The organism is Amycolatopsis sp. NPDC104587, from assembly GCF_055583645.1.
The window spans coordinates 528,823-552,292 of record NZ_JBVJNO010000002.1 but is presented as its reverse complement, the minus strand read 5'-3'; the positions used below and the strand labels follow the sequence as shown (position 1 = coordinate 552,292).

The following is a 23,470-nucleotide window of genomic DNA, read 5'->3' as shown; positions in this document are numbered from 1 at the left end:
TTCCTCAGACGTACGCGTCCTTGCGCTTGCGGCTCGAGAGCGCGATCAGCCCGACGGCGAGCAGCGCGACCACCGCGCAGCCACCGAACACCCAGCCCACGCTTTCGGTGTACGAGCCGCACACCAGGTGGGAGACGTCCTGCCGGTCCGCGCCACCCCGGCCGGCGCCGCAGGCGATGCCCGCGCCGGCCGTGAGGTCGTTGCGGTCGACCGCGGAGACCGCCGCGGCGTTGCCGGTGGCGGCGATGCTGCGGGCGTAGAGCGCGGACACGACCGTCGCGGTGACGGCGACTCCCAGGGTCCCGGCCAGCAGCCGGAACGAGTTGACGACACCGGAGGCCACCCCGTGCTGTTCGACGGGGAACGACCGGATGCAGCTGCCCAGCGCGCTCGGCTGGGCGAGCCCGATCCCCAAGCCGATCAGCATCAACGCCGCGCCGAGCCGGACGACGGACACGTCCGGATCCATCCCGGTGAGCAGCAGCAACCCGCCGGCCAGGCAGACCAGCCCGGCGGCCATCAGCTTGACCGGAGTGGCGATCTTCAGCAGCCGCTCGTTGAGCAGCGACGCCACCGCGACACCGGCCGCGAGCGGCACGATCCGGAGGCCCACCGCCAGCACGTCCAGCCGCTGGGCGTATTGCAGGTACACGGGAACGATGAACAGCACACCCGCCATCGCGAAGAAGATGGTGACCAGGGTCAGCATCGGCGCCGCGAAGCTGAGCTTCCGGACGACCGCGAGGTCGAGCAACGGATGCGCGAGGCCGCGCTGCCGAAAGAAGAACAACGCGAACAGCACGACGCTGACCACCAGCACCACCAGGTCGAGCACGTCGACGCGGCTGCCGTCGAGCCCGATCAACGCATAGGTGAGCAGCAGGGAAGCCAGCGAAAGCAGCCCGACGCTCAGAGCATCCACTTTCGCGCCGGTTCCCCGGCGGGTCTCGGGAACGAGGAACCACACGCACACCGCGGCGGCCGCGCAGATGAAGACGTTGATCAGGAAGATCGAACCCCACCAGAACGTGTCGAGCAGGTATCCGCCGATCACCGGCCCCAGCGGCAGGCCCAGCGCCGCCGCCGTCGACCACGAGGCCAGCGCGCGCCGCATGGCGGCGCCGGTGAACATCGTCGTGATGATCGAGACGCTGGCGGTCAGGATGGCCGCGCTCCCCAGCCCCATCAACGCCCGGCCGGCGACGAGCAGCGCGACGGAGCTCGCCCACGCCGCCATCGCCGACGAGATCGTGAACACGGCAAGCCCCAGCAGGAGCAACAGCTTCCGGCCGAGCCGGTCGGCGACGATGCCCGTGACGACGATGAACGCCGACGCGGCCAGCAGGTAGACCGCCGTGATCCACTGCAGGTCCGTCGTCGTCGCGTTCAACGACTGCGCCAGCGTGCCCAGCGCGACGTTGATGATGGTGATGTCCAGGTTCAGGATCAGGACACAGACGCAGAGGACCGCGACGGTGTACCAGGGCTTTCCCACCACGGACCGGGTTGTCTCGCGCTCCTCGCTGATTTCTCCACCCCTCTCGGTTCGCGGGACCGAAACCGCGCCGCGCGCGAAAGCCCGGCACCGCCGATGATCACCTTTCCCCCGCACATTACCGCGCCCCACCATCACCCGTTCAGGTCATCGTGGAACCGGTTTTCCCACGCCCGGACAGGACCTTTCGCACGGGCTCGGTGAATGGGCGCGAAATGGCGTCATGAACCGGGAAACCAGCGCATCAGCGCGGCCCCGGCGGCCATTCCCGCGCCGAAACCGGTGAGCAGGACCAAGTCGCCGTCGCGCAGGGTTCCCGAGCGCCGGGCGGCGTCGAGCGCGACGGGTACCGACGCGGACCCGATGTTGCCGGAGTGCGTCAGGGGCAGGTGCGTCCGCGCCCGGCCGAGTCCGCTCGCGTCCGCGAGCTGCTCGACCAGCCTCCCGTTCGCCTGGTGGGAAACGAAGTGGCCGACGTCCGACAGCTCGTAACCGCACCGCTTGACCAGGTTGGAAAGCAGCGCGGGCACGTTGTCCAGCACGAAGTCCCGTACCGCGCGGCCCTGCATCCGGAGGTGGTGCCCGCCCGCCGCCACCGTGGCCGCCGAGGACGGCTGCCGGCTTCCGCCCGCGGGCAGGCTGATCAGCTCGTGGCAATCGCCGCGGCTGACCAGGTCCGCGCCGAGCAGTCCGTATCCCGCGTTCCGGTGCGGCTCGGGCACGACGCCGAGCACCACCGCCCCGGCCCCGTCCCCGAACAGCACGCTGGTCGCACGGTCCTCGAAGTCGAGGAACCGCGTCCAGACGTCGGTGCCGATCACCAGCGCCTTGACGTCCGCGCGAAGCGCCCCGTACGCCTCGACGATCGACAACGCGGTGACGAAGCCCGTGCAGGCGATGTTGATGTCGAAGCAGGCGGCCCGCCGCGCACCGAGCGCGTGCTGGACCAAGGACGCGGTCGACGGGATCGGCGCGTCACCGGTCGTGGTCGACACGATGACGAAGTCCAGCTCTTCGGCGGTCATCCCGGCCTGGCCGAGTGCTCGCCGGGCGGCGTGGACCGCCAGGTCCGACGCCGCTTCGCCGGGCGCGGCGTACCGCCGCTCGAGGATCGCGGTGCGGTCGGCGAGCCAGTCCGCCGAGACGCCCGGAACACGAGCGGCCAGCTCCTCGTTGGTCACCACGCGATCGGGGAGGTAAGAGCCCGTCCCCAGCACGCAGACGGTCGTCTTCTCGTCGCCGTCCGGCACCTTCACCACGCCCGCTCGCCGGTCGGCGCGAAGGCGCGCAGGCGGGTGAGCCGTTCTTCGCCGATGCCGGCTCGTTTGACCGGATCGGTGACCCCGAGACCCGGCCGGTCGGCCAGGCACAGCACGCCCACCTTGCCGACGTGCTCGTTGAGCTGCACGAGCCGGGCCGCCGAGCTGACTTCCCGCAGGGGGTAGAGCGCCGAGAGCGCGGGGACGAGGCTGCCCTGCGTGAACAGCCGGGCCGTGTCCACCTGCTCCTGCAGGTTCGCCACATGGCTGCCGATGATGCGCTTGAGCCGCATCCACAGGTACCGGTTGTCGAACTGGTGCTGGTAGCCCGTGCTCGAACCGCACGTCACGACGGTGCCACCCCGCCGGAGGATGTACAGCGAGACGCCGAAGGTCGACCGGCCGACGTGGTCGAAGGCGATGTGCGGGTCCTCGCCGAACTCCCGCCGGATCAGCCGCCCGAGCCGCTTGCCCTGGGCGGCGACCGCGGCGGGATCGTTCCCGTCGTCCTCGCCGAGACCGATCTCCGACCGGTTGACCACGAGGTCGCACCCGACGGCACGGGCGACCTCGGCCTTGCGCTCCGAGCCGACGACCCCGACGGCCACCCCGCCGCCGTTCTTCACCAGCTGGACCGCGTAGGCGCCGAGCCCACCGGCGGCGCCCCAGATCAGCACGACGTCGCCCTGCTTCATCCGGGCGCCGCGTTCACCGACCAGCATCCGGTAGGCGGTCCCCGCGCACGCCGGCACCGTGGCCGCCTCCTCCCAGGTCAGGTGGGCGGGTTTCGGGATCAGCTGGCTCGCCCGGACGACGGTGTACTGCGCGAGCCCGCCGTAGTTCGTCTCGAAACCCCAGGCGAGCTGATGCTCGCTCAACATGCCGTCGGCCTGGACGGAAGCTTCCTGGTCGTCGACGTGCGCGGCGTTGACCATGACGTGATCGCCCACGCGCCAGTGCCGCACACCCGCGCCGGTCCGCACGATCACCCCGGCGCCGTCCGAGCCGAGGACGTGGAACGGCTGGTCGTGCCGGGCGGCCCAGCCGCCCTGCCGGCCGGCGGCCCGGAGGAAGCCGAACGTGGACACCGGCTCGAAGGTCGACGCCCACACCGTGTTGTAGTTGATCGAACTGGCCATGACCGCGACGAGCACCTCGTCGGGGGCGATCTCGGGCATCGGCACGCTCCCGACGTGGAGCGTCTTGCGCACGTCCCGGTCGCCGTCGACCTGGGCGAAGGCGTGTTCGTCCTCGACCCGCAGGTGGGCGGCGAGGAAATCGGCGGGCAGTTCCGCGCCGGCCAGCTCGTCCGGTGTCGCGCCGGCGATCACCGCTTCAGCGAGTGACATGGTGGGCTCCCTCTTCGTCCGGGGTGTCCTGGCTGTCCCGCACGGCGGTCAGCATCGAGCAGAAGTTCGTGATGTCCGCGGGTGACATCGTCGAGCGAAGCCGGACGCGCAGGCCGGCATCGCCGCGCCGCACGATCGGAAAGAAGTCGGGTTCGACGTAGAAGCCGTGCCGCAGCAGGTGAGCCGACGACCGGATGGCGGCACTCTCCGAGGACATCGGCACGTAGCGCACCGGAAGCCCGTTCCCCGACCCGACCGCGTCGTAGAGCTTGTCGAACAACTGGATGTTGTCCTGCAGCGCGCGCTGGCGCACCACGAGCTCGGGCCCGCGGTGCAGCCGCACCGAAGCGAGGATCGCGCCCAGCCCGGCCGTGTTGATCCGTTGCGACCACATGAACGGCCCGCCGTTGCGGATCGCGGTGCGCCTGACCCCCTTGTCCCCCTTCGGCCCGAACAGGACGGCTCCGCCGGTCGCGCCGAAGCCCTTGTTGAGCGAGGTGATGACGACCGTCCGGTCGTTCATCCCGCCCAGCGACTCGAGAGCGTGACCCCGGCCGTTGCGCCCGACGACCGAAGTGCTGTGCGCGTCGTCGAGGAAGAGGAACAGCCCGTACCGCCGCTGGAGGCCGGCCAGCTCCGAGATCGGAGCTGCGCTGCCGCCGGTGCTGTAAACGCTGTCACCCACGTACGCCACGACGTCGTGGCGCCGGCACAGGTCTTCCAGCGCCTCGACGTCGTTGTGCCCGATCGTCACGACACTCGCCTCGTCGGCGCACACCGCCTTCATGGCGTTCATGCAGAAATGGGCGTAGCGGTCGAACACCATGAGCGGCGGCGTGCCACCGGTCAGCAGGCCGGAGGCGAGCACCGGCAGCATCGACCAGGCCGCCGCCGCGCACGAGGTCACGGTGCCGACGTCCGCGTCGAACAGGTCGGACAGCTCGGCCTCCACCTCTTCGAGGATCGGAAGCGTCATCCGCACCCGCGACAGCGAACTGTTCAGCACTCCGCTCGCCTGCAGCTGCTCGGCGGCCGCCCGCAGGATTTCCGGGTGCTCGTCCAGGCCGAGGTAGGAGTACGACGACATGTTCACGCAGCCGTGGCCACCCCGCGCCCACGCCACCCCGGCTCCCGGCCGCGGCGAAAAGACCTGCCCGTGCACACCCGTGTCCAGTGCCTCGTCCCAGAACGGCGCACTGATCGACGAGACCTTCTTGATGTTCGAGAACGCATACTTTTCTTTCATCGTCCGCGGATTCCCCTCCTTCGGTCCACCTCCGCCGGCACCGCCCGGACGTGCTCAGCCCGGTGGCCGAGCCGGGAGGTCGATCGAGATCCGGTCGCCGTCCACGGTGTAGTGCAACTTCCCCAGCAGGCTGTTGATGATCGTGGCGCTCCGCCAAGACGACAGGCCCAGCGTCCGGTCGCCGACGCCGAAGTTCACGAGACCGGCGCCCTGGACGTAGATCCGGTGGTCGTCCGGGCCGTCCCACAGCACCCGCGAACTGCCGTCCACCGGGTAGGCGCCGTCGACGACCGGGAGCCGTGGGCGGAGCCCCGCCATGAACTCCGGCAGCTCCGGCCGGAACCCGGTCGCCAGCAGGACGACGTCGCACTGCTCGGCCCACCGGCGGCCGGAGGCCCGCTCCGCGAACTCCGCCGTCACGCCGTCGGCAGTCCGCGCGAGGGACTCGAGCTCCGCCCCGGCCACGATGCGGTGCTCAAGCCGTTCCGGGGCCAGGTAGTCCAGTTCGTACAGTCGCGTGTAGACCCGGCGCAGCAGGTCGGCCGTGATGCCCTTCACCGCCGGCATCTGCCGCGGGAGCAGCGCCCACCGCTGCTCTTCCGGCAGTGCCTGGAAGTACCGGGCGAACCGGGGGGTGAACAGTTCGTTCGTGAAGGGCGAGTCGTCCAGGGGACGCAGGCCGGACGGGCCGGTGACCCACGTGAGCGACCGAGGCGTCCCGCGATCGCCGGAGAGCACGTCGAGGACCACCTCGCCGGCGCTCTGGCCGCCGCCGACCACCACGACCCGGCGGCCGGCCAGCGGAACCGGCGACGTCAAGTGCGCCGCCACGTGCCGTACGTGGGTTTCGGGCAGGCCTGCGGCGCAGGCCGGCACATCGGGGACGGCGCCTGTGCCGAGCACGAGGTTCCGGGCGGTCCACCGGCCCCGGCTGGTGGTGACGACGAACCCGTCGGCACCGTGGCCGACGTCGAGGACACGTTCGTCGAGGGAGACGTCGAGCCGGTGCGCGGCCCAGCAGAAGTACTGGCTGAACTCCGCGCGGTGCACGTAGCCCTGGCTCGCGATGATGTGCCGGTACAACCGGCCGTGTTCGCGCAGGAAGTTCAGGAAGCTGAACCGGCTCGTCGGATCGACCGGCGTCACGAGGTCCTTCAGCGGGCTGGCCTGCAGCCGCGAGTCGCTCCAGAGCAGACCCGGGTGCCAGCTGACCGACGACCGCGATTCCAGGACCACGACGTCCAGGTCGTCGATCGGCTCGGCCAGCGCCGCCAGGCTCAGGTTGGCGGGCCCGCCGCCGATGGCGAGCACGCCGGCCTGGCCGCGGATCCGGGTTTCGGCTGCTCGACCGTTGTGCACGGTCATTCCCCGATCGCCGGCCGGAACGACGGGTATTGGCGGTAGAGCTCCTCGTCGTCGAGCTCCTCCGGCTCCCAGCGCACCTCGATCGCGTGCTTGCCGGTCAGCAGGGCGCAGACCACCGAGTCCGCCGCGGCGCGCTCGACGAGCCCGGGCAGGCCGGTGACGTCGTCGCGAGGCGGCGCCACGGTGCACACGACGTCCTGCAGGTGCACGGCCACCTCGGCGTCCGAGTGGAAGAACCCGCGCACGTCCTCCCGGGCGGTCGCCGTGACCTCCCAGGGCAGACCGGCCAGCTCGGTGGCCGACGACAGCTCGAAGAGCTTGCCCGCGAGCTCCGCGGCCAGCCCCATCAGGAGGTACTCCTGGGGGTTCGGGCCCCAGTCGACACCGGTCAGCTGCTTGGGCGCGTCGACCCGCAACACCGGCGCGTCACCCTCCTGCCGCGGCCGCGACTCGGCTTGCGGGCCGCTGACCCAGCGCAGGTCACAACCCGAGCCGATGCCGGGCACGGCCGGGTCTCCGAAGTAGGTGAAGGCGGCGAACGAGCCGGCCGAGGCCGGCCTCATCGTGATGGGGACCGGCTCGCGGACGGAGACGAAGTTGGGGCTGAACGACTGCACCTGCCCGACGAGCTCGTCGAACAGCGCGGCCGAGGACGCCCCGCTGATCTTGAAGGTGCACCGGACGACCGCGTTCTCCGCACCGCCGGCCCGGCTCACGTCGTAGTCGACGGCCAGCCTCGCCGTGTCGAACACGGCGCTGCGGGCGCTCCCGCCCCCGATCAACGTCGTGAGCATGCACGAACCGATCCCGGTCAGCGCGAGGTCCACCACGGTCGGGACGGACCGGTCGCGCCACTCGGTCTCGGCGTCTTCCCGGAGCGAGATCGTCGCTTCCCGGCTCGACTTGACGGACCCGAACAGCGCCGGGCCGAGGCGGGCGGACAACCCGTTGTGCGGGCTCCGGCGGCCGTGCACGCAGTAGTCGAAGTACGCTTCGGCGGGCTCGTGGATGATCTCGTGCACCGTTTCGCTGAAGCCGGCGGTGTTGAACCCGTTCCTCATCCCCGCACCTCGCCGGCTCGGCCGAGGGCCTGGTCCAGGTCCTCGATCAGCTCGTCCACCGCTTCGATGCCGACCGACATCCTGATCAGGCCCGGGTTGATCCCGATCAGCGCCTTCTGGCGGACGGTCAGTGAACTGTGCGACGTGTTCCCGGGCATGCTCACCAGCGATTCGACTCCGCCCAGGCTCGTCGCGACGTACGGAATGCGCAGCCCGCCCATGACTTCGAGCGCGCGGTCGTCACCTCCGGCCACTTCGAAGGCGACCACCCCGCCGTAGCCACGGCTTCGGTCCTCGCCGTTCACGGTCGGGTAGTGCACCCGCCCGACCGCGTCGTGGCCGTCGAGGAACTCCGCGATCGCGGCCGCGTTGGCGTTCTGCCGTTCCACCCGAAGCGGAAGCGTCTTCGCGCCGCGCTCCAGCAGGAAACAACAGAAGGGGTCCGAAGTCCCGCCGAACCTGAGGGACTGGGCCCAGATCTTGTCGAGGAACTTGCGGCGCCCGACGACGAACCCCGCCGTGACGTCGCTGTGCCCCGCGATGTACTTCGTCGCGCTGTGGACCACCAGATCGGCGCCGAGGGCCAGCGGGCGCATGTTGACCGGCGTCAGGAACGTGTTGTCGACGACGAGCAGCGCGTTGGCCGACCGGGCGATCTCCGCGATCGCCTCGATCGGCGGCATCTTCAGCAGCGGGTTCGTCAGCGATTCGAAGAGCAGGAGCTGGGTTTCGGGCCGGAGTGCGTTCTTGATGGCGTCGGCGTTCAGCGGGTCGACGAAAGTGACGTCCCGGCCGCAGGAAGCCATGTCCTCCCGCAGCAGGTTGTAGGTCCCGCCGTAGACGTCGTAGCCGGAAATGATGTGACTGCCCTTGTTGGTCAGTGTGAAGATCGTGCTCGCGATGGCGCTCATCCCGGACGCCGTGACGACTGCGCTTTCCCCGCCCTCGAGCGCGGCGACCTTCTCCTGCACCGCCCATTGCCCCGGGTTGCCGTAACGCGTGTAGATCGGCACGTCGCGCAAAGCGCCGTCGGAAAACGCCGAATAACTGTCTTCGCTGAGCCGGAAGGTGGTGGTCTGGAAGATCGGCGTCCCCACGCTGCCGGTCGTCGGATCTTCGTAGGTACCCGAATGAACGGCGATGGTGTGCGCCGACGACGTCCTCGGAACGACGCGGTGCTGCGGTGAAACCGGCCCGGTACCGCGCTTCCTGGTGAGTTCGTTGAACCAGGCGGCCTCCGTGGTGCGGCCCTCGTCGAAGCCCAGTGCGGTCCTGCGTTCTGAACACATGATGAGCACTCCAGAGATGAGCCTGCGACGCAGTACCCGGACGGTTTCCCCGGCGGTGACGTCGCTCGCTAACCGATCGGGCGCGCGCCGACGGCCTTTTTGATCCGTTCCAGTGCCTGGACGAGCACGGACTCGGAAGTCGCGAAGTTCAGCCGGACAAATCCTTCGCCGCCCGGCCCGAAATCCTTCCCATTGACCATAGCAACTCGCGCCCGGTCGAGAAAGTAGCGCGCCGGATCACGAGATATCCCGCCGAGCCCGCGGACGTCGAACCAAGCCAGGAACCCTGCCTCCGGCACGCGGTATTCGACCCCGGGAAGTTCGCTTCCCACGAAGTCGTCGATGATCAGCGCGTTGCGCCGGAGCCGGTCACGGACCAGGTCGAGCCACGGCCGGCCACGGCTGTAGGCGGCGGCCGCCGCCACCACACCCAGCGTCGCCGTCGGGTTGACCGCCAGCCCGATCCGGTCCAGCCGGTCCCAGCGTTTTCGATCGGCCTCGTTCGTCAGAACGACTTCCGCGCACTTCATCCCCGACAGGTTCCACCCCTTCGACGCGGAAACCGCCGTGATGGTGTGACTCGGTGAAGCACCCGGAAGAGACGCGTACGGAACGTGAGACCGGGGTGGGTAGGTGAGCGGTCCGTGGATCTCGTCGGCGAAGACCTTTCCCGCGCAACGGGAAACGATCCGGCTGATCTCCCGCAGTTCCGCCTCGCCGGCGACGCAACCGGTGGGGTTGTGCGGATGACAAAGGACGAGCAGGCCACCGCCGGGGGCGAGGAGCTCCTCCAGCCGGCCGAGGGGGTACCGGTGGCGCCCCGACGCGTCGTGGTCCAAGCGAAGCGAAAGCACCCGCCGCCCCAGGGCGCGCGCGATGCGGGCGAACCGCGGATACGCGGGCGAGGGAACGACGACCGGGGCCGACGGCGCCGTGAAGTGCTCGACGACCAGGCACAGGGCGGTGACCGTGTCCGGAACCAGCCGGACGTGCGCCGGGTCCACCGCCCAGCCGTGGTTCTCCCGCTGCCACCGGGCACTGGCCACTTTGGCTTCGTCCGCGACATCGGGCGCCAGGTAGCCGTGCAGGCCCTCGTCGACGGCCGCGCACACGGCTTCCCGGACGGCGGGCGCGGTGCCGAAGTCCATCTCGGCGGCGCCGGCGCCGATCGCGGCGCCGGCGAACTCCGACCACTTGAACCGCGCGGGCTTGAAGTCCGGACGCAGTTCGATCTCGTTGATCGCCACCGGCGCATCATGACACCGCTTTCCGGCCCGGAAAAGCCGTGCGGCGACTGAGGAAAATGCACAGTTGACCCCGGGGTCGCGGCGGCACCGGCGGCCGCGACCCCGGCCGGTCAGGCTTTGCAGAGGAGCAGCCGGCCCCGCTCGAACCGCTCGCCCTCCAGCGGTTTCCGCACGAGGCGGCCCACCTCCTGGAACCCGGCCGTGCCCGCGAGCTCGGCCAGGCCGTCGATCGGCCAGCGGTACGCGGTGGTCACGGCGTGGTCGAACGGGGTGACCGGACCGCCTTCGGAGTCGAAGAACGCGAGCAGCACGTGTCCGCCGGGTGCCAGCGCCCGGTGGAACTCCGCGAGGTAGGCGGGCACCTCGGCCGGCGGCGTGTGGATGAGCGAGTACCACGAAACGAGGCCGCCGAGCGTGCCGTCGGCCGCGTCGAGCGACGCCATGGAGCCGACGGAGAACCGCAGATCGGGGTGGAGCCGGCGGGCGTGCTCGATCAGCGACGCCGACAGATCGACCCCGGACACGTTCACACCCAGGTCTCGCAGGTGGCCGGCGATGTAGGCGGTACCGCAGCCCGCGTCGACGACCGGCCCGCCCCCGGACTGCCGGACGAGACCCGCGAACGCCGCGACCGCGGAATGGTCGAACGGCAGCCCGGTGAGGCCGTCCTTGACGAAGGCGGCGTAATCGGCGGCAATGGCATCGTATGCCTGCGCCGTGGTGGACAGATGGGATTCACTGGTGGTTTCCACCCTGCGAGGGTAACTCTCCGTTCACGGATGCTCACGGCAACCCGTTCGCCCGGTCCGGAAACAGCGATGATAAAATTGGACTCGCACTATTCATGGCCATTGACTTTGCCTCGACGCCACGAGCATTCTGAAACAGCAGCAGCCAGCGGCGGCGAAGAATTCTTGCCCGATTCCCCTTTTCGCAGTGCGCGACGGGTTTCCCCGTCCCTGCGGCGCCGCCATCGTCAACTCCGGCCGCGTTCGGCGCGGCCCCCGCGATCGGAGGACTCATGGCGCGAAGCGCGGCCTTGGACGTGCGAGCGGACGACCTGCTTCGGATGACGCTGGGCCAGGTTTTCGAAGCGCACGTCCGGGCTCACCCGGACCGGGTCTACCTCACCGCGGCCGGCGAAGAGCACACTTACGGCGGGCTTTGGCGGCTCGCCGGGAACGTCGCCACGGCACTGGCCCGACGCGGCCTCCGCCGTGGTGACCACGTCACCACCTGGCTGCCGAACGGCGTCGAATGGGTGGTCTGCGCGTGCGCACTGGCGCGCTTGGGGGTGGTCAACGTGCTGGCCAACTCCCGGAGCCGCTCCGGTGAAGTCGCTGCGCTCGTGAGCCGGTCCGGCTCCCGCGGGCTCATCGCGGCGCAGCCCCCGGGCGCGGACTTCACCGCGGCCCTGACCGGCGACTCCCTGCGCTGGACCGCGGCGCTCGATCCGGCGGACGGCGCCGGGGCGACGTCTTGGAGCGAGCTCACCGGGACGGAACCCGACGACGAGATGATCGCCACGGCGGGCGCCGGCACCGACGCGGACGACATCCTCTACGTCATGTTCACCTCGGGCACCACCGGCCTGTCGAAGGGCAGCATGACCCGGCACGGAGCGGCGCTGGCGAACGCCTTCAACGGCGGCGGGCGGATGGGCCTCGACGAGGACGACCGGCTGCTGTGCTTTGTCCCGATGTCCCACACGTTCGGGGCGGTGAACGCCCTCCTCGTGTCGCTGACCAGGAGTTTCCGGCTCGACGTCGAACCCGGCTTCGAACCGGCCGAGGTGCTGGACCAGGTCGTCGCCCGAAGGATCACGACGATATACGGCGTCCCCACGCACTACGCGCTCCTGGCCGCCGCCCACCGCGCCGCCGGGCGCTCGCACGATCTGAGCAGCCTGACCAAGGGATGCATCGCGGGAGGGACGATCACGGCCGGTCTCGCCCACGCCCTCGAACACGAACTGGCGATCGGCGGGCTGACCCACATCTACGGGATGACCGAGGTCAGTGCCTTCATCACCCAGTCGAGCTGGGACGAGCCCTTCGCCGTTCGGGTCGGCACGGCCGGCCGGCCGATGCCCGGCATCGAGCTGCGCGTGGTGAACCGCGACACCGGCGAGGAGAGCCGCCCTGGTGAGCCAGGGGACATCTTCATCCGCGGCTTCGCCCTGCACGCCGGCTACCTCGGCCTCGACCCCGATCCGGCGCTGCGCGCCGACGGCTGGTGGGACACCGGTGACATCGGCGCGGTCGACGACGCGGGCAACCTCAGTCTCCTGGGCCGGTCGAAGGAGATGTACAAGACCAGCGGTTTCAACGTTTATCCGGCCGAGGTCGAGAACCGGCTGTGCCACCACCCGGGTGTCGCGGAGGCCGCCGTCGTCGGGGTCCCCGACCCGGTGAAGTCCGAGATCGGCGTCGCGTTCGTGAAAGCGGTTCCCGAGGCCCACCTCGACGAGGCGGAACTCCGCGCGTTCGTCCGCGCCGGGTTGTCCGGGTACAAGGTCCCGGAGCACGTGTTCGTGGTCGACGACTTCCCCCGCAGCCCCGGCACCCTCAAGATCCGGAAGGACGAGCTCCGCGCGCTCGTCCCGGAGTTGCCGGCCGAGGACGCGGGGGCGGCCCGCCGCTGAACGCACGACGGCGCCGGGCGCCTCGGCCGAGGCGCCGGCGCGGACGTACCCGCTCAGAACCGGATGATGCCCCGGATGTTCTTCCCCGCGTGCATGTCCTCGTAGCCCTTGGCGATCTCGTCGAGGCCGTACTCGGCCGTGACCAGCTCGTCGAGCAGGAGATGACCGCTGCGGTACAGCTCCAGCATGCGCGGGATGTCCGCGCGGGGGCTCGAGGACCCGAAGACCGATCCCCTGATCACCTTTTCCGACAGCACGAGGCTGCCGAGCGGGATGGGAAGCCCGGTCTCCCGCATGTTCCCGAGCCCGGTGAGCACCAGCGTGCCCTGCTTCCGGACGGTGAAGTACGCCGCGCGCAGGTGCTCGGGCGCGACCACGCCGATGGTGACGATCGTGACGTCGGCGCCGTGGCCGTGGGTCAGGCTCTTCGCCAGCTCGCCGGCCTCCTTCAGCCCGCTCACGGCGTGGGTCGCCCCGAACACCTTCGCCACGTCGCGCTTGCCCGCCACCGGGTCCACCGCGATCACCGCGGTCGCGCCGGCGTGCGCCGCGCCCTGCAGCGCGTTCACCCCGACACCGCCCGCACCGGCGACGATCACCGTGTCGCCCGGGCGCACACCGCCCGCGGTGACCGCCGATCCCCAGCCGGTGCCCACGCTGCAGCTGAGCAGGCAGGCCTTGTCCAGCGGGGTGTCCGCCGGGACCTTCACCGCCGACTCCACCGCCACCGTCGTGTGCTCGCAGAACGTCGACACGCCGCACATCTGCCCGACCGGCGTGCCGTCCTCCGTGCGCAGCCGGAAGCTGCCCGGGTCGGTCAGCCGGGCACCGGTGCCGACCTGAGCGCCGAGCTCGCAAAGCTGGGGGCGGCCGCCGGCACACCACCGGCACCGGCCGCAGCTGGGGACGAAAGAGAGCACCACCTTGTCCCCGACCTCGAAGCCCGGCGTGTGCGGCCCGACCGACTCCACGACACCGGCGCCCTCGTGACCGCCCGCGACGGGATAGCTCCCGGCCGGCAGATCGCCGGTGGCCAGGTGGTCGTCGGAATGACACAGGCCGGCGGCCACCATCCCGACCAGCAGCTCACCCTGCCGGGGTTCGTCGACGTCCAGGGTGGTCACCTCGTACTCGCCGGGGGCCTGGCGGATCACCGCGCCACGGGTCTTCATCGGACTCCTCCCGTTCCGGGCACGACGGTCAGTCGGTCTGCCGGTGCATGCCGGCGTCCATGCTCGCCTGCCAGTTCTTGCCGTCGAACTCGAACCACTCGACGGATTCCGCGAACGTCAGGTCGAGGCAGCGGGCGTTGACGCTGAAGAACCCGACCGGATGCGACTTGGGCCGGTAGAACGGCATGATCCCGCACACGACGCAGAACGTGTGGTCGGCGATCTTGTCGCCGAACCGGTAGGGCTTCAGGAACTCCAGGCCCCGGTGCAGCCGGAAACGCTCCTCCGGCAGCATGATCTCCTGGTGCCCCGACTTGTGGCAGATCCCGCAGGTGCAGGTGCCGACCGTCAGCTGCAGGGTGAGCGCGACCGAAAACGACACGTTCTCGCAGTGACACGCCCCGTCCCGCCAATAGAGCTTCTGCCCGGTGGACGAGCTGGTCTCGGTCTCGGTTTCCATCAAGCCTCACATCCCTCGTTGTCGGTACCGGACCCACGGAACGCCGGGCCGGCTCTCACGCGCACCGCGCGACGATCAGGCTGCAGGGCCCGTCCAGAACCCGGGTGTCGACGTGGGCGAGCCCGGCGCCGGCGAGCAGCTTGAGCACCTCCGACTCCCGGCGCTCCCACCCCGTGTACTTGGTCAGCGCGATCACGTCCATCAGCTTCCCGGAGTGCGGCTCGTTGAGCCGGTCGGAGATGATCGGGTCGATCACCACGAGCCGGCTCTCCGCGCCCATGGCGCGACGCACGTTCCCGAGGATCGACAACGCTTCCTCGTCACTCCAGTTGTGCACGACCTTCGACAGGACGTAGACGTCCGCCCCGCCGGGGATCTCGCCGAAGAAGTCGCCCGGAACGAACGTGATCCGGTCGCCCGCCACCGAACCACTCAAGCGGGCCGCGGCGGCTTCGACCACCGCCGGGCGGTCGTGGACGACCGCACGGACTCCTTCGTGGTTCTTCACGATCATCTCGGCCAGATAACCCGCACCGCCGCCCACGTCGACGACGACGCCGGCCCCGGAGAAGTCGAACGAGCGCAGAGCCACGGTGTTCAGGTTGCGGGCCACACCGCCCATGGCCCGGTTGAAGACCTGGCCGAGCTCGACGTGTTCGGCGACGTAGGAGTGCCAGTCCTGGCCGTGGACCTCGTCGAAGAACGGCCGGTTGCCGGTCATCGACTGCTGCAGCTGTGGTCCCGAGACGAGGGTTTCCGGGCGCCCGTAGAGGATCGCCAGGTCCCGCAGCGAGCCTTCGGTGCCCGCTCGCAGCGTGTCGGACAGCGCGGTCGACCGGAAGACACCCGGCTCGGTTTCCGCGAAGACGCCCAGGCTGGCCAGCGCCGACAGCACGCGGCTCAGGGCGTGCGGGTGCGTGCCCGTCGCTCGCGCGAGCTCGCTGACCGGCTTCGGTGTGTCACCGACGAGGTCGGGTAAGCCGAGCTCCGCGACGGCCGCCAGCATCGGCCCGATGACCACGCCCCCGTACAGAACCGTGGCCATGTGCAGGTTCGCGGACTCCCAGCCGGACACCGGAACGTCTTCCCCGGCCGCAAGCGACATCTTTTCTTCCCCTCTGCTGTCCGGCCGGTTCGGCCGGCGCGGCTTGATGGCGCTCACCGGTTTCCGGTGCACCGGTGGAGATCGGCTTCGAGCATCCGGGCGCGCTCCCCGCTTTCGGCGAGGACGAGGCACTCGGCGCCGCTGCCGAGATCGGAGTTGGCCGCGAGGACGACGACGCCCTCCCGTTTGTCGGCCCGGTACCCGATGCCGGCCCGTTCGATGGCTTCGAGCAGGCCACTCAGCGGACCGGGTTCGACGTTCAGCACCGAGGACGCCACGTGCGAGTCCGCGTAGGTCCGGCCGAGGAGACGCGCGGCAACGGCGTGGTAGACGAGACTGCCGCCCCAGCGGGCATTGATCTCGTGGAACACGAGCCGGCTGTCCGGCGTCACCAGACCGTCGATGTTGACGTATCCCCGGTAGCCGAGAGCCGCGACGAGGTCGAGGAACTCACGCGCCCGGGTGATCACCTCCGTGTACGACCACGAGCCCAGCTCCAGCGGCAGGTCCAGGCCGACCCACTCCGGGCTGCCTTCGGTCGTCCCCGGGCGGTGCGCGTACCGGGCCATCCCGCCGTTGAGGAACTCGACACCGCCATCGCCGAGGTGGTACTCGAGGTAGAACCGGTGCTCGGCCGGGTGGTACGCCTCGACGACGACCAGCTGGTTCCGGACGTCGCTCAGGTCCGCCCACAGGTCGTCGGCGAGCCGGCCGGGATCCGCGCCGAACGGCCGAGTCTCGCGCGTTCCCGGCAACGAGACGCCCCGCGTGCCAGTCAGCCCGATGTTGCCGTGGCCACCGCCGCTGCGATCCTGTTTGACGACCACCATCCCGGTCAGCGGGGCCAGCTCGGTCAGCGCGCTCCGAAGCTCCCGCGCCGACCTCGCCACCACCCCTTCGGCGATCGGGGTGCCGGCACCCGCCGCCAACCGGCGGAACGTGGACTTCATGTTCAGCAGGTCGACACCATTCTGCGCGGCGAACGCCGCGCCCGGCAACGGTTCGAGCCCGAGCCGCGCCGTCAGTTCGACAACTCCCCTGGTGACCACGAACGGGAACAGCGACCAGTCCGCCGGCCGCGGAACGAACGCGCGGAGCCGGTCCACGAACTCGTCGTCGAGCAGCGTCTCGTCGGTGAGCAGCCGGTCCACCGTGAGCACCTCGACGCTCTCCGGCGCGAAACCCGCCACGGCACCCACGTAGTCCTTGAACGCCGGATCGACGGCGTCGGGGATGACGAGGACGTCTCCGTCCTCGGCGTGCCACAGGAACCGGCCGCACGTGTCCGTGCCTGCTCTGGTCCCCTTCAGGAACCCCGAACTCTCGCGGACGGATTCGGAGTAGTCGGCCCTGACGTTCGCCAGGATGATGCGGGGCATGCGGTCCTCCGGTCGAATTCGGCACGCCGAAAGCGCGTCCGCTACGGCTTTTCGTGTACGCAGTCCAAGATCCCGTGCAAGCGCGTTTCACCACCGGTGGTGATGGAGACTTCGTTGCGGAAGTGCCCGGGCCCGCGCGAGGTGATGTCGTCGGTGAAGTGCACTTCGCCCTCGCCCACCAGCGTGGTCGTTCCCTGGAAGCGCAGGTGGCCGTCCTCCCACTCCGGACCGGGAGTGGTCTCGACGAGGTAGTTCCCGCGGTCGTCGTAGTAGATGGCCACGTACCGCGCGGTGGCCGGGCTCCAGCCGAACGTGTACCGGCCCAGCTGCGGGCGCGGCACGACGTCGTTGGGCTCCTGCGTGAAGTTCCACTGGTACCAGGCGCCGCCCAGGACCGGCGCCAGCGTGCCGTGGACGACACCCTCGACGGGCGGGCCTTCGGGCGGGTGCACGATCGAGGTGCAGCGCCAGGTGCCGAGGAGAACGTCCAGCGCGCGCATCTCGGCCTTCGCGGTGCTCTCCGGCGCCGCCACGGGCCCGTGCCCGGCCACCTCCAGCGTCGTCGCGCCGGTGAGCACGCGGGGCAGGGCCAGTCTGAGAAAACGACGAAGCACGGTCGACCTCTCTTCGCTCGGGTTCGGGGTTCGCCGGCTAGCGGTGCAGGGGAGCGGGCAGCTCGACGGTCATCGGCAGCGAAGTGTGCGGCGCCACGGAGTCGTAAGCGGCCGAGACGTGCCCCGGCACGCTCGGCTTCCTGGTGAAGAAGACGAGCATGTCGCGCCAGGCCGGCCGGTCCTCGTCCTGTGCGTCGATCGTCGAAACGCTGTGTTTGCGCTCGTGGTCCACGATGAGGATCGTGTCGAGGAAGTGCCGGTGCTGAGCGCTGCCGACGACAAGCGCCGGGTCCACGGCGTCCCACCGCACCGCGTTCTTTTCGGCCATGTCGTGGTAGCGGGTCACCGCGCTGCCGGCAGTCATGTTCTCGCCGCCGAGGAAGACGGTCATCGTGTGGTCCACGCCGTCGCTGTGGACACCCTCGAGCGCGGGCTCCCCGGTCAGCTCGCGGGTGGTGATCGTGCGGGTGTGGAACACCGTGCAGATCCACCTCGACACGGCGTAGTCCTGGAACGGGCGGTGCACGATCTCCATGTCTTCCGCCATCAGCGACTTGAACACCAGGAGCGCCTTGAAGGTGGGGTTGAGCTGGGTCTCCGCGTTGATTTCGGCGAACTTCCGCATCTTCCCCGAGTCGTGGCGGACGAAGTCCTCCTCGACCGACAGCACGAAGGGCTGGAACTCCGTGCGGTACGCCTGACCGGCGTCGAGGTCGAGGCAGTACCGGCCGTTGCGGGCGCGGCGGAAGTCGAGCGTCGGGTCCGGCGGCAGGTTCTCGGTGACCTTCTTGAAGTTCTCGACGCTCTCCGGCGTGCTGCCGAACGCCGACAGGATCCGGACCAGGCGTTCGCCTTCGACGAAGACGGTGCGGTCCCGGGTGTACTGCTCCTTGATCTCGGCGATCTCGGCCATCGCCGAGGCGAAGTTCCCGCTGTCCATGATGGACCCTTTCTGTCGTGGGTGCGCTCCGGTGCGAGCGCTATCGGGCGATCGTCCCGTCCTGCAGGCGGGAGACCATGTGCAGCGCGGCCTCGATCGGCGCTTCTGCGGAAAGGTCTTGGCCGCCGGTGCCGAGCGCCTCGTTCAAGGTGCGGGCCTTCTCGTTCCACTGCTCGTGGCCCGCGAACTCGATCGTCGCCCCGCGCCGGTACAGCGGAAACTGCCGGTATCCGGTGCCGCCCGGGACGGGTTTTCCGCGCACCAGCAACGGATTCAGGTACACCCCTTCGCTGAAGATCCGGGTGGCGGCGGAAATGTAGCCCAGGTCGAGGCCGCAGCGACGCTTGTCCGAGGTGTTCGCGGCCGACGAGTGCAGGATGTTCGGGTGGTGGATGGAGACGTCTCCCGGCTGCAGCTCGATGTCCACGATGCCGTGGCGCTCGATCATCTGGTCCACCAGCCGCTGGTCGGCCGACGAGAACAGCAGGTTCGGCACGTCACTGCGTGCCGAGACGTCCTGCAGGGGCAGGTCCTGGGTGCCGGGGATGATGCGGAGACAGCCGTTCTCCGCAGTGCTCGCGTCCACCGCGAGCCACACCGTCAGCGCCTCCATCGGGTCGAGCTTCCAGTAGGCACCGTCCTGGTGCCACAGCACGGCGTGCCCGTCGACGGCGGGTTTGCAGACGTAGTGCGCGGTGAAGCATGCGATGTCGGGCCCGAGGAAGCACTCGGCGATGTCGACCAGGGACGGTTCGAGGATCATCCGCGCCCAGAACGCGTCGTCCCTGACCAGGGGGTGGTGGAGGTGTTCCGGCCGCAGCTCGGGGTATCGGGCGATGAGCCAGTCGACGTGCGCTCGGACCTCTTCCATCAGGCCGTGCGGCACCACGTCCCGGATGATCGCATAACCGTTCTTCTCGTATTCGAGGGCAGCCTGTTCGAGTTTTTCCATTTCCTCACCCCATTGTCGAGAAAGCGCCGTTCGAGGTCAGCGTTCGACGGGCCGACGATGAGCTCATCGTCGGCCGCACGGCGATCGGCAGCCATTTTCGAAGTGGATCGCTAGGCCCCGAGGCGTCCCACCATCTGGTCTTCCCGCCGGCGCGGGGCCGCTGACGCTAGTCTAGGGACCGGCCAACAAATTGAATAGCCCGCCTCGGCGGGCGCCGTCCTCGCGGTCAAACTTCGTCGTCGGTGACGACCTTTTCGGCGAATTCGAGCCACGTCCTGGCGCACTCGCGAGCCAGGTTGGCGACCACGCTCGCACGGTGGGCGGGCACGTTCGACAGCAGCTGTTCCCACTCACGGCTGCGCGCGATGTGCAGCTTTAGCAACCGCAGGAGGAAGCGCCCGTTTTCCGACATCCGAAGGGAGGGGTCCTGAGCCAGGGCCGACAGCGTCATCCGGCAGCGCTCGGCGTCGGATTCCGCGCGAGGTGACGGGATGGCCTTCGAACCGGAGCCGGTCTTCGTGATTTCCGGCTCGGCCCGGGCGGACCGGACCGGCAGGCGGCGAACCTTGCCGTCCCGCCCGACCCGGGCCGCCGACTGAGGAAATTCCTCAGTCACGCGCCCGCGCACCGCACCGACGGTCTTGGGTGAAAGCCCGACCACCTCGGCGATCCGCCGGTCCGACCACTCGGGGTGGCCTCGCACGATCCGCGCGGCGGCGGCCCGGCGGTCGGCCAGGGTCAACGGCAGGCCGTGGACGCCGTTGGTGCGGACGGCCTCGACGAACGCCGAATCCGGATCACCGTCGAAGAACCGCACGGCGATCGTCGTGGAACCTCGCGCCTTCGCCGCGGCGAGGCGGTGCATGCCGTCGACGACGCGCATCGACCCGCGGTGCACGAGCAGTGGCGGCAGCCGGTCCAGCTGTGCCAAGACGCGCACGTGCCGTTCGTCGACGCCGTCGAGCCGCGGCGAGTCGCCGCCGGCCAGCGAATCGACGGCCACGGTGAAGACGCCACTCGCGGCCTCGTCCGCGATCGCCGATCCGTCGTGTGCTGCAGCCAGGTGATGCACGGCCGATCCTCCCCTTTCGTCGGCTGGAAATGACAGCGGGCGCGCCGAAAAGACGACGACCCGGCCTCGACGGGGCCGCGGACACGCCACAACAGTCAACCCTGTTCTTTTCGGCTACTCGAACACGGTTTTGCCGTGCACGATCGCCTATTCACCAGAGGCCGCGGACCCACCCGTCAACGCGGTCTGGCACGAAACGGTTCACAAACCTGAATGGCGCCACGTTTCCCGGCGCCACCCCAGGAGCAGAACACGCAAGAAAACGATTACGCACAATCCTTGTATCCCCCCTCGCGCCATGGTTTCGGCGCCGGTTACCGCCTTGCCGCGGATCGTCGACAAGCAACGATCCGTAGCGGAGCATAGCCAAAAGCCAACTGGATCACCAGCCTGAGCGCTCGTCGCAAGCACCCTTCACGACCGGCCACCTGGTCGCCGGAACTGTCCGCAACCAGGAAGAATCACCTGATCGGCGGCGCGACACCTGCCCTGTTGCGCATTACACACCAAATCCCGATTTGAGACTCCCGATCCGGCCCGCGAATTCCGCGACACTCCCAAGACTACCCCGAATGGCGGAAATCGCAGGAACCATCACACCAAGCCGACTGTCCACATCAGACACTTTGCGTGGATCGCGCGTGCGGCAAAGCCGAGCCGGGGCACGAGCCGAAGCCGGTTCCCGTGCTGAACGACGGGTGGCCGCCGAGCCGGATGAGCGGCGATCCGTGCACCCGGCCGCTCGAGCACGGTGGTCACCAGGTCCCGGGCCACCCCGGGCGGCGCCGTACAGGATCCCTCCGGGGCGGCCGTGCCTCGACCGGCTTGCCCGGTCCGCGTCGGCGCCACCGGCACCCGGCCCGGCTCGGCTCGGCTCGGCTCGGCTCGGCTCGGCGACAGGGTGGCCACACCCGGGCGCCGTCACTCGGACGGCAGGTGATCAGCCGTGTGGCGCAATCCGTCGGTTTCCGCCCGGTGTGGCGCCGGACGGTGTTAACTTCCGTCGGTCATTCGCCGGCCGAGTGAGGTGTAACAGTGACCGTGACTTTGCACGCGGACAGGTTCGCCGCCTATCTCCGCAGGTTGAAGGACCGCAGCGGGCAGGGCTACGAGCGGCTCGGCCGGCAGGCCGGGGTCAGCGGCTCCAGCCTGCACCGGTACTGCTCGGGCAAGAGCGTGCCCGCGGACTACCGCGTCGTCCACTCGTTCGCCAAGGTCTGCGGGGCCTCCGCCGACGAGCTGCGCGAACTGCACCAGCTGTGGGCCCTGGCCGACGCCGGGCGGGTCGACGAACTGCCGGCGGAGCCCGTCGAGCCCGCGGCCGACGATGTGCGGGCGCCGCGAAGACGCGGGTACCTCGCCGTGGCCGTTGCGATCGTGGCGCTGCTGGCCGGTGGCCTCGTCTGGGTCACCGCCGACCGGTCCGGGCCGGACGCCGGGCGCTACGGCGACCGGATGCTCTTCTCCGCCGCCTGCCGGCCGCCGGTGAGCATGGGGCAGCACGACGAATGTGTCACCGAAGTGCAGAACCTGCTGGTCTCGGCCCAGGGGCGGCTCTCGGTCGACGGCTCCTTCGGCCCGGAGACGCTGCGCCGGGTCACCGCGTTCCAGGTGCTCGCCGGCCTGCCCGCGCGCGGAGTTGTCGACGAGGCCACCAAAAACGCGCTTTACGACCACCGGACCAGCATGGCGACCTGGCCGCCCGCCCGGGTGGAGCAGCGGATCCGGGCCGTGTTCACCGAGACGCCGGACACCGCCGTCGCGATCGCGCGCTGCGCGTCGTTCCTCGACCCGCTGTGGGTGCTGCCGAACACGAACGGCAGCCGCAACTGGGGCGTCTTCCAGATCTCCGACGCCCGTCTGCTCGACCTGGGCGGCACCCCGCAGCAGGCGTTCGACCCGGTCTGGAACATCGACGCGGCGCACCGCCTGTGGAGCGCGCGCCACGACTTCCACGACTGGCCGTCCTGCTCGGCGGCGCTGCAGAACCCGCCGCGCTGACGCCCGCCGACGCCGGAAACCCCGATGCGGCTTCCGGCGCCGGACCCCCAGGCGGCGCGGGTCAGACCGTGCCGTTCTCCCACCACCACGCGCGGCCGAGGTCGGCCCGGCTGTCCACGTGCTGGTGGTCGGTGTTGTACGTCTCCAGGCCGGAGAACCCGCTGGTCTCGGCCTTCTGGTAGACGGTCTTGTTGGCCACGCCCGGCACGTCGAGGTCGGCCGCCGTGCCGTACATGTGCATGCTGTCGCTCGCGCCGCCGATCTCGGCGTTGTGCGCGATGCTGCGGAACCCGGAGTTCACCGTGATCGGCTTGTTCCCCAGCTTCTTGCGCACCGCCTCCAGCTTGTACATGCAGCGGCGGGCGTTCTCCTTGGCGGTGGCCGCGCTGACCTTGCCGCCGTTGAACGTGCCGCTCACCCGGTCGGTGAACTCGCTGAAGTTGAAGTGCGCGGTGGACCCGTCACTCTGCTCGAGCGCGTTGAGCGCGGCCTGGGTGGCCGGGCCGGCCTGGCCGTCCGCGCCGAGACCGTAGGCCGACTGGAACCGGCGGACCGCCGCGGCCGTGCCGGGGCCGAATTCGCCGTCGACCGAGACCCGGCTGTGGCTGGGCGAGTCGGCCGCCCAGCCCGCGACCCGGATCTGGAGCTCGGTGACGTCGGCGCCCGTGCTGCCCTGCGTCAGGGTGCGGGACCACGGGTACGCCTGGGCGACGCCGGGCAGCCACAGCGGGCTGACCACGGCGGCGGTGCCGATCACCGCGGCGCTGCGCAGCACCGTGCGGCGGCTCATGGGGAGACTCATTCTTGTCCTTTCGTAGCG

At 69.9% G+C, this 23,470-nt stretch carries 20 protein-coding genes; 2 read left to right on the top strand and 18 right to left on the bottom strand.

Annotation, left to right across the window (positions count from 1 at the left end; translation table 11 throughout):
• Window positions 1-4: 4 nt before the first annotated feature.
• From ACZ61C_RS07005 to ACZ61C_RS06965, 9 genes are all read right to left on the bottom strand, one after another.
• Entirely contained in the window at window positions 5-1,498 is a 1,494-nt protein-coding gene (locus ACZ61C_RS07005) for an MFS transporter (RefSeq protein WP_465303736.1), read from the bottom strand.
• A gap of 218 nt (window positions 1,499-1,716) precedes the next feature.
• On the bottom strand, window positions 1,717-2,754 hold the full coding sequence (locus ACZ61C_RS07000; RefSeq protein WP_465303734.1) for a 3-oxoacyl-ACP synthase III family protein: 1,038 nt from the start codon (window positions 2,752-2,754) through the stop codon (window positions 1,717-1,719).
• Window positions 2,748-4,103 carry a crotonyl-CoA carboxylase/reductase gene (gene ccrA, locus ACZ61C_RS06995; RefSeq protein ID WP_465303732.1) on the bottom strand — a complete coding sequence of 452 codons (1,356 nt, stop codon included), beginning with the start codon at window positions 4,101-4,103 and terminating at the stop codon, window positions 2,748-2,750. Before ccrA ends, ACZ61C_RS07000 begins: the two co-directional genes overlap by 7 nt.
• Complete coding sequence (locus tag ACZ61C_RS06990) at window positions 4,090-5,349, bottom strand: aminotransferase class I/II-fold pyridoxal phosphate-dependent enzyme (protein WP_465303730.1); 1,260 nt, start codon at window positions 5,347-5,349, stop codon at window positions 4,090-4,092. The genes ccrA and ACZ61C_RS06990 overlap by 14 nt, the downstream gene beginning before the upstream one ends.
• A 54-nt stretch (window positions 5,350-5,403) precedes the next feature.
• Window positions 5,404-6,714, bottom strand: coding sequence for a lysine N(6)-hydroxylase/L-ornithine N(5)-oxygenase family protein (locus tag ACZ61C_RS06985; RefSeq protein ID WP_465303728.1), 1,311 nt, complete (start codon window positions 6,712-6,714; stop codon window positions 5,404-5,406).
• Entirely contained in the window at window positions 6,711-7,775 is a 1,065-nt protein-coding gene (locus tag ACZ61C_RS06980; protein WP_465303726.1) for a hypothetical protein, read from the bottom strand. The genes ACZ61C_RS06985 and ACZ61C_RS06980 overlap by 4 nt, the downstream gene beginning before the upstream one ends.
• Window positions 7,772-9,064 (bottom strand): trans-sulfuration enzyme family protein, encoded by a 1,293-nt coding sequence (locus ACZ61C_RS06975; protein WP_465303724.1) that lies wholly within the window; start codon window positions 9,062-9,064, stop codon window positions 7,772-7,774. Before ACZ61C_RS06975 ends, ACZ61C_RS06980 begins: the two co-directional genes overlap by 4 nt.
• A 68-nt stretch (window positions 9,065-9,132) precedes the next feature.
• A complete protein-coding gene (locus ACZ61C_RS06970; protein WP_465303722.1) occupies window positions 9,133-10,311 on the bottom strand; it encodes a MalY/PatB family protein in 1,179 nt (392 codons plus the stop codon).
• A gap of 110 nt (window positions 10,312-10,421) precedes the next feature.
• Window positions 10,422-11,063, bottom strand: coding sequence for a class I SAM-dependent DNA methyltransferase (locus ACZ61C_RS06965; RefSeq protein WP_465303720.1), 642 nt, complete (start codon window positions 11,061-11,063; stop codon window positions 10,422-10,424).
• A 269-nt stretch (window positions 11,064-11,332) separates the two neighbouring features.
• Between ACZ61C_RS06965 and ACZ61C_RS06960 the strand changes: the two genes are divergently transcribed.
• Window positions 11,333-12,955, top strand: a complete 1,623-nt coding sequence (locus tag ACZ61C_RS06960) for a class I adenylate-forming enzyme family protein (protein ID WP_465303718.1) — start codon at window positions 11,333-11,335, stop codon at window positions 12,953-12,955.
• Between the two features lie 53 nt (window positions 12,956-13,008).
• On the opposite strand, the gene ACZ61C_RS06955 is transcribed toward ACZ61C_RS06960, so the two are convergent.
• The 8 genes from ACZ61C_RS06955 to ACZ61C_RS06920 all read right to left on the bottom strand — a co-directional run bounded on the left by ACZ61C_RS06955 (window position 13,009) and on the right by ACZ61C_RS06920 (window position 20,649).
• Window positions 13,009-14,127, bottom strand: a complete 1,119-nt coding sequence (locus tag ACZ61C_RS06955; protein ID WP_465303716.1) for an NDMA-dependent alcohol dehydrogenase — start codon at window positions 14,125-14,127, stop codon at window positions 13,009-13,011.
• 28 nt (window positions 14,128-14,155) lie between these two features.
• Window positions 14,156-14,587, bottom strand: coding sequence for a GFA family protein (locus ACZ61C_RS06950; RefSeq protein WP_465303714.1), 432 nt, complete (start codon window positions 14,585-14,587; stop codon window positions 14,156-14,158).
• Between the two features lie 55 nt (window positions 14,588-14,642).
• The gene (locus ACZ61C_RS06945; protein WP_465303712.1) at window positions 14,643-15,692 is read right to left on the bottom strand and encodes a methyltransferase; all 1,050 of its coding nucleotides are present in this window, start codon (window positions 15,690-15,692) and stop codon (window positions 14,643-14,645) included.
• Window positions 15,693-15,745: 53 nt separating this feature from the next.
• Window positions 15,746-17,071 carry a preATP grasp domain-containing protein gene (locus ACZ61C_RS06940; protein WP_465303710.1) on the bottom strand — a complete coding sequence of 442 codons (1,326 nt, stop codon included), beginning with the start codon at window positions 17,069-17,071 and terminating at the stop codon, window positions 15,746-15,748.
• 41 nt (window positions 17,072-17,112) lie between these two features.
• Window positions 17,113-17,685 carry a DUF1579 family protein gene (locus ACZ61C_RS06935; protein WP_465303708.1) on the bottom strand — a complete coding sequence of 191 codons (573 nt, stop codon included), beginning with the start codon at window positions 17,683-17,685 and terminating at the stop codon, window positions 17,113-17,115.
• A 37-nt stretch (window positions 17,686-17,722) separates the two neighbouring features.
• Window positions 17,723-18,625, bottom strand: a complete 903-nt coding sequence (locus tag ACZ61C_RS06930) for a 2OG-Fe dioxygenase family protein (protein WP_465303706.1) — start codon at window positions 18,623-18,625, stop codon at window positions 17,723-17,725.
• A gap of 40 nt (window positions 18,626-18,665) precedes the next feature.
• Window positions 18,666-19,577, bottom strand: coding sequence for a phytanoyl-CoA dioxygenase family protein (locus ACZ61C_RS06925; protein ID WP_465303704.1), 912 nt, complete (start codon window positions 19,575-19,577; stop codon window positions 18,666-18,668).
• A 226-nt stretch (window positions 19,578-19,803) separates the two neighbouring features.
• A complete protein-coding gene (locus ACZ61C_RS06920; RefSeq protein ID WP_465303702.1) occupies window positions 19,804-20,649 on the bottom strand; it encodes a ParB/RepB/Spo0J family partition protein in 846 nt (281 codons plus the stop codon).
• 1,035 nt (window positions 20,650-21,684) lie between these two features.
• On the opposite strand from ACZ61C_RS06920, the gene ACZ61C_RS06915 reads away from it, so the two are divergent.
• Complete coding sequence (locus ACZ61C_RS06915; protein WP_465303700.1) at window positions 21,685-22,650, top strand: helix-turn-helix domain-containing protein; 966 nt, start codon at window positions 21,685-21,687, stop codon at window positions 22,648-22,650.
• Between the two features lie 61 nt (window positions 22,651-22,711).
• On the opposite strand, the gene ACZ61C_RS06910 is transcribed toward ACZ61C_RS06915, so the two are convergent.
• A complete protein-coding gene (locus tag ACZ61C_RS06910; protein ID WP_465303698.1) occupies window positions 22,712-23,452 on the bottom strand; it encodes a D-Ala-D-Ala carboxypeptidase family metallohydrolase in 741 nt (246 codons plus the stop codon).
• Window positions 23,453-23,470: the final 18 nt, after the last annotated feature.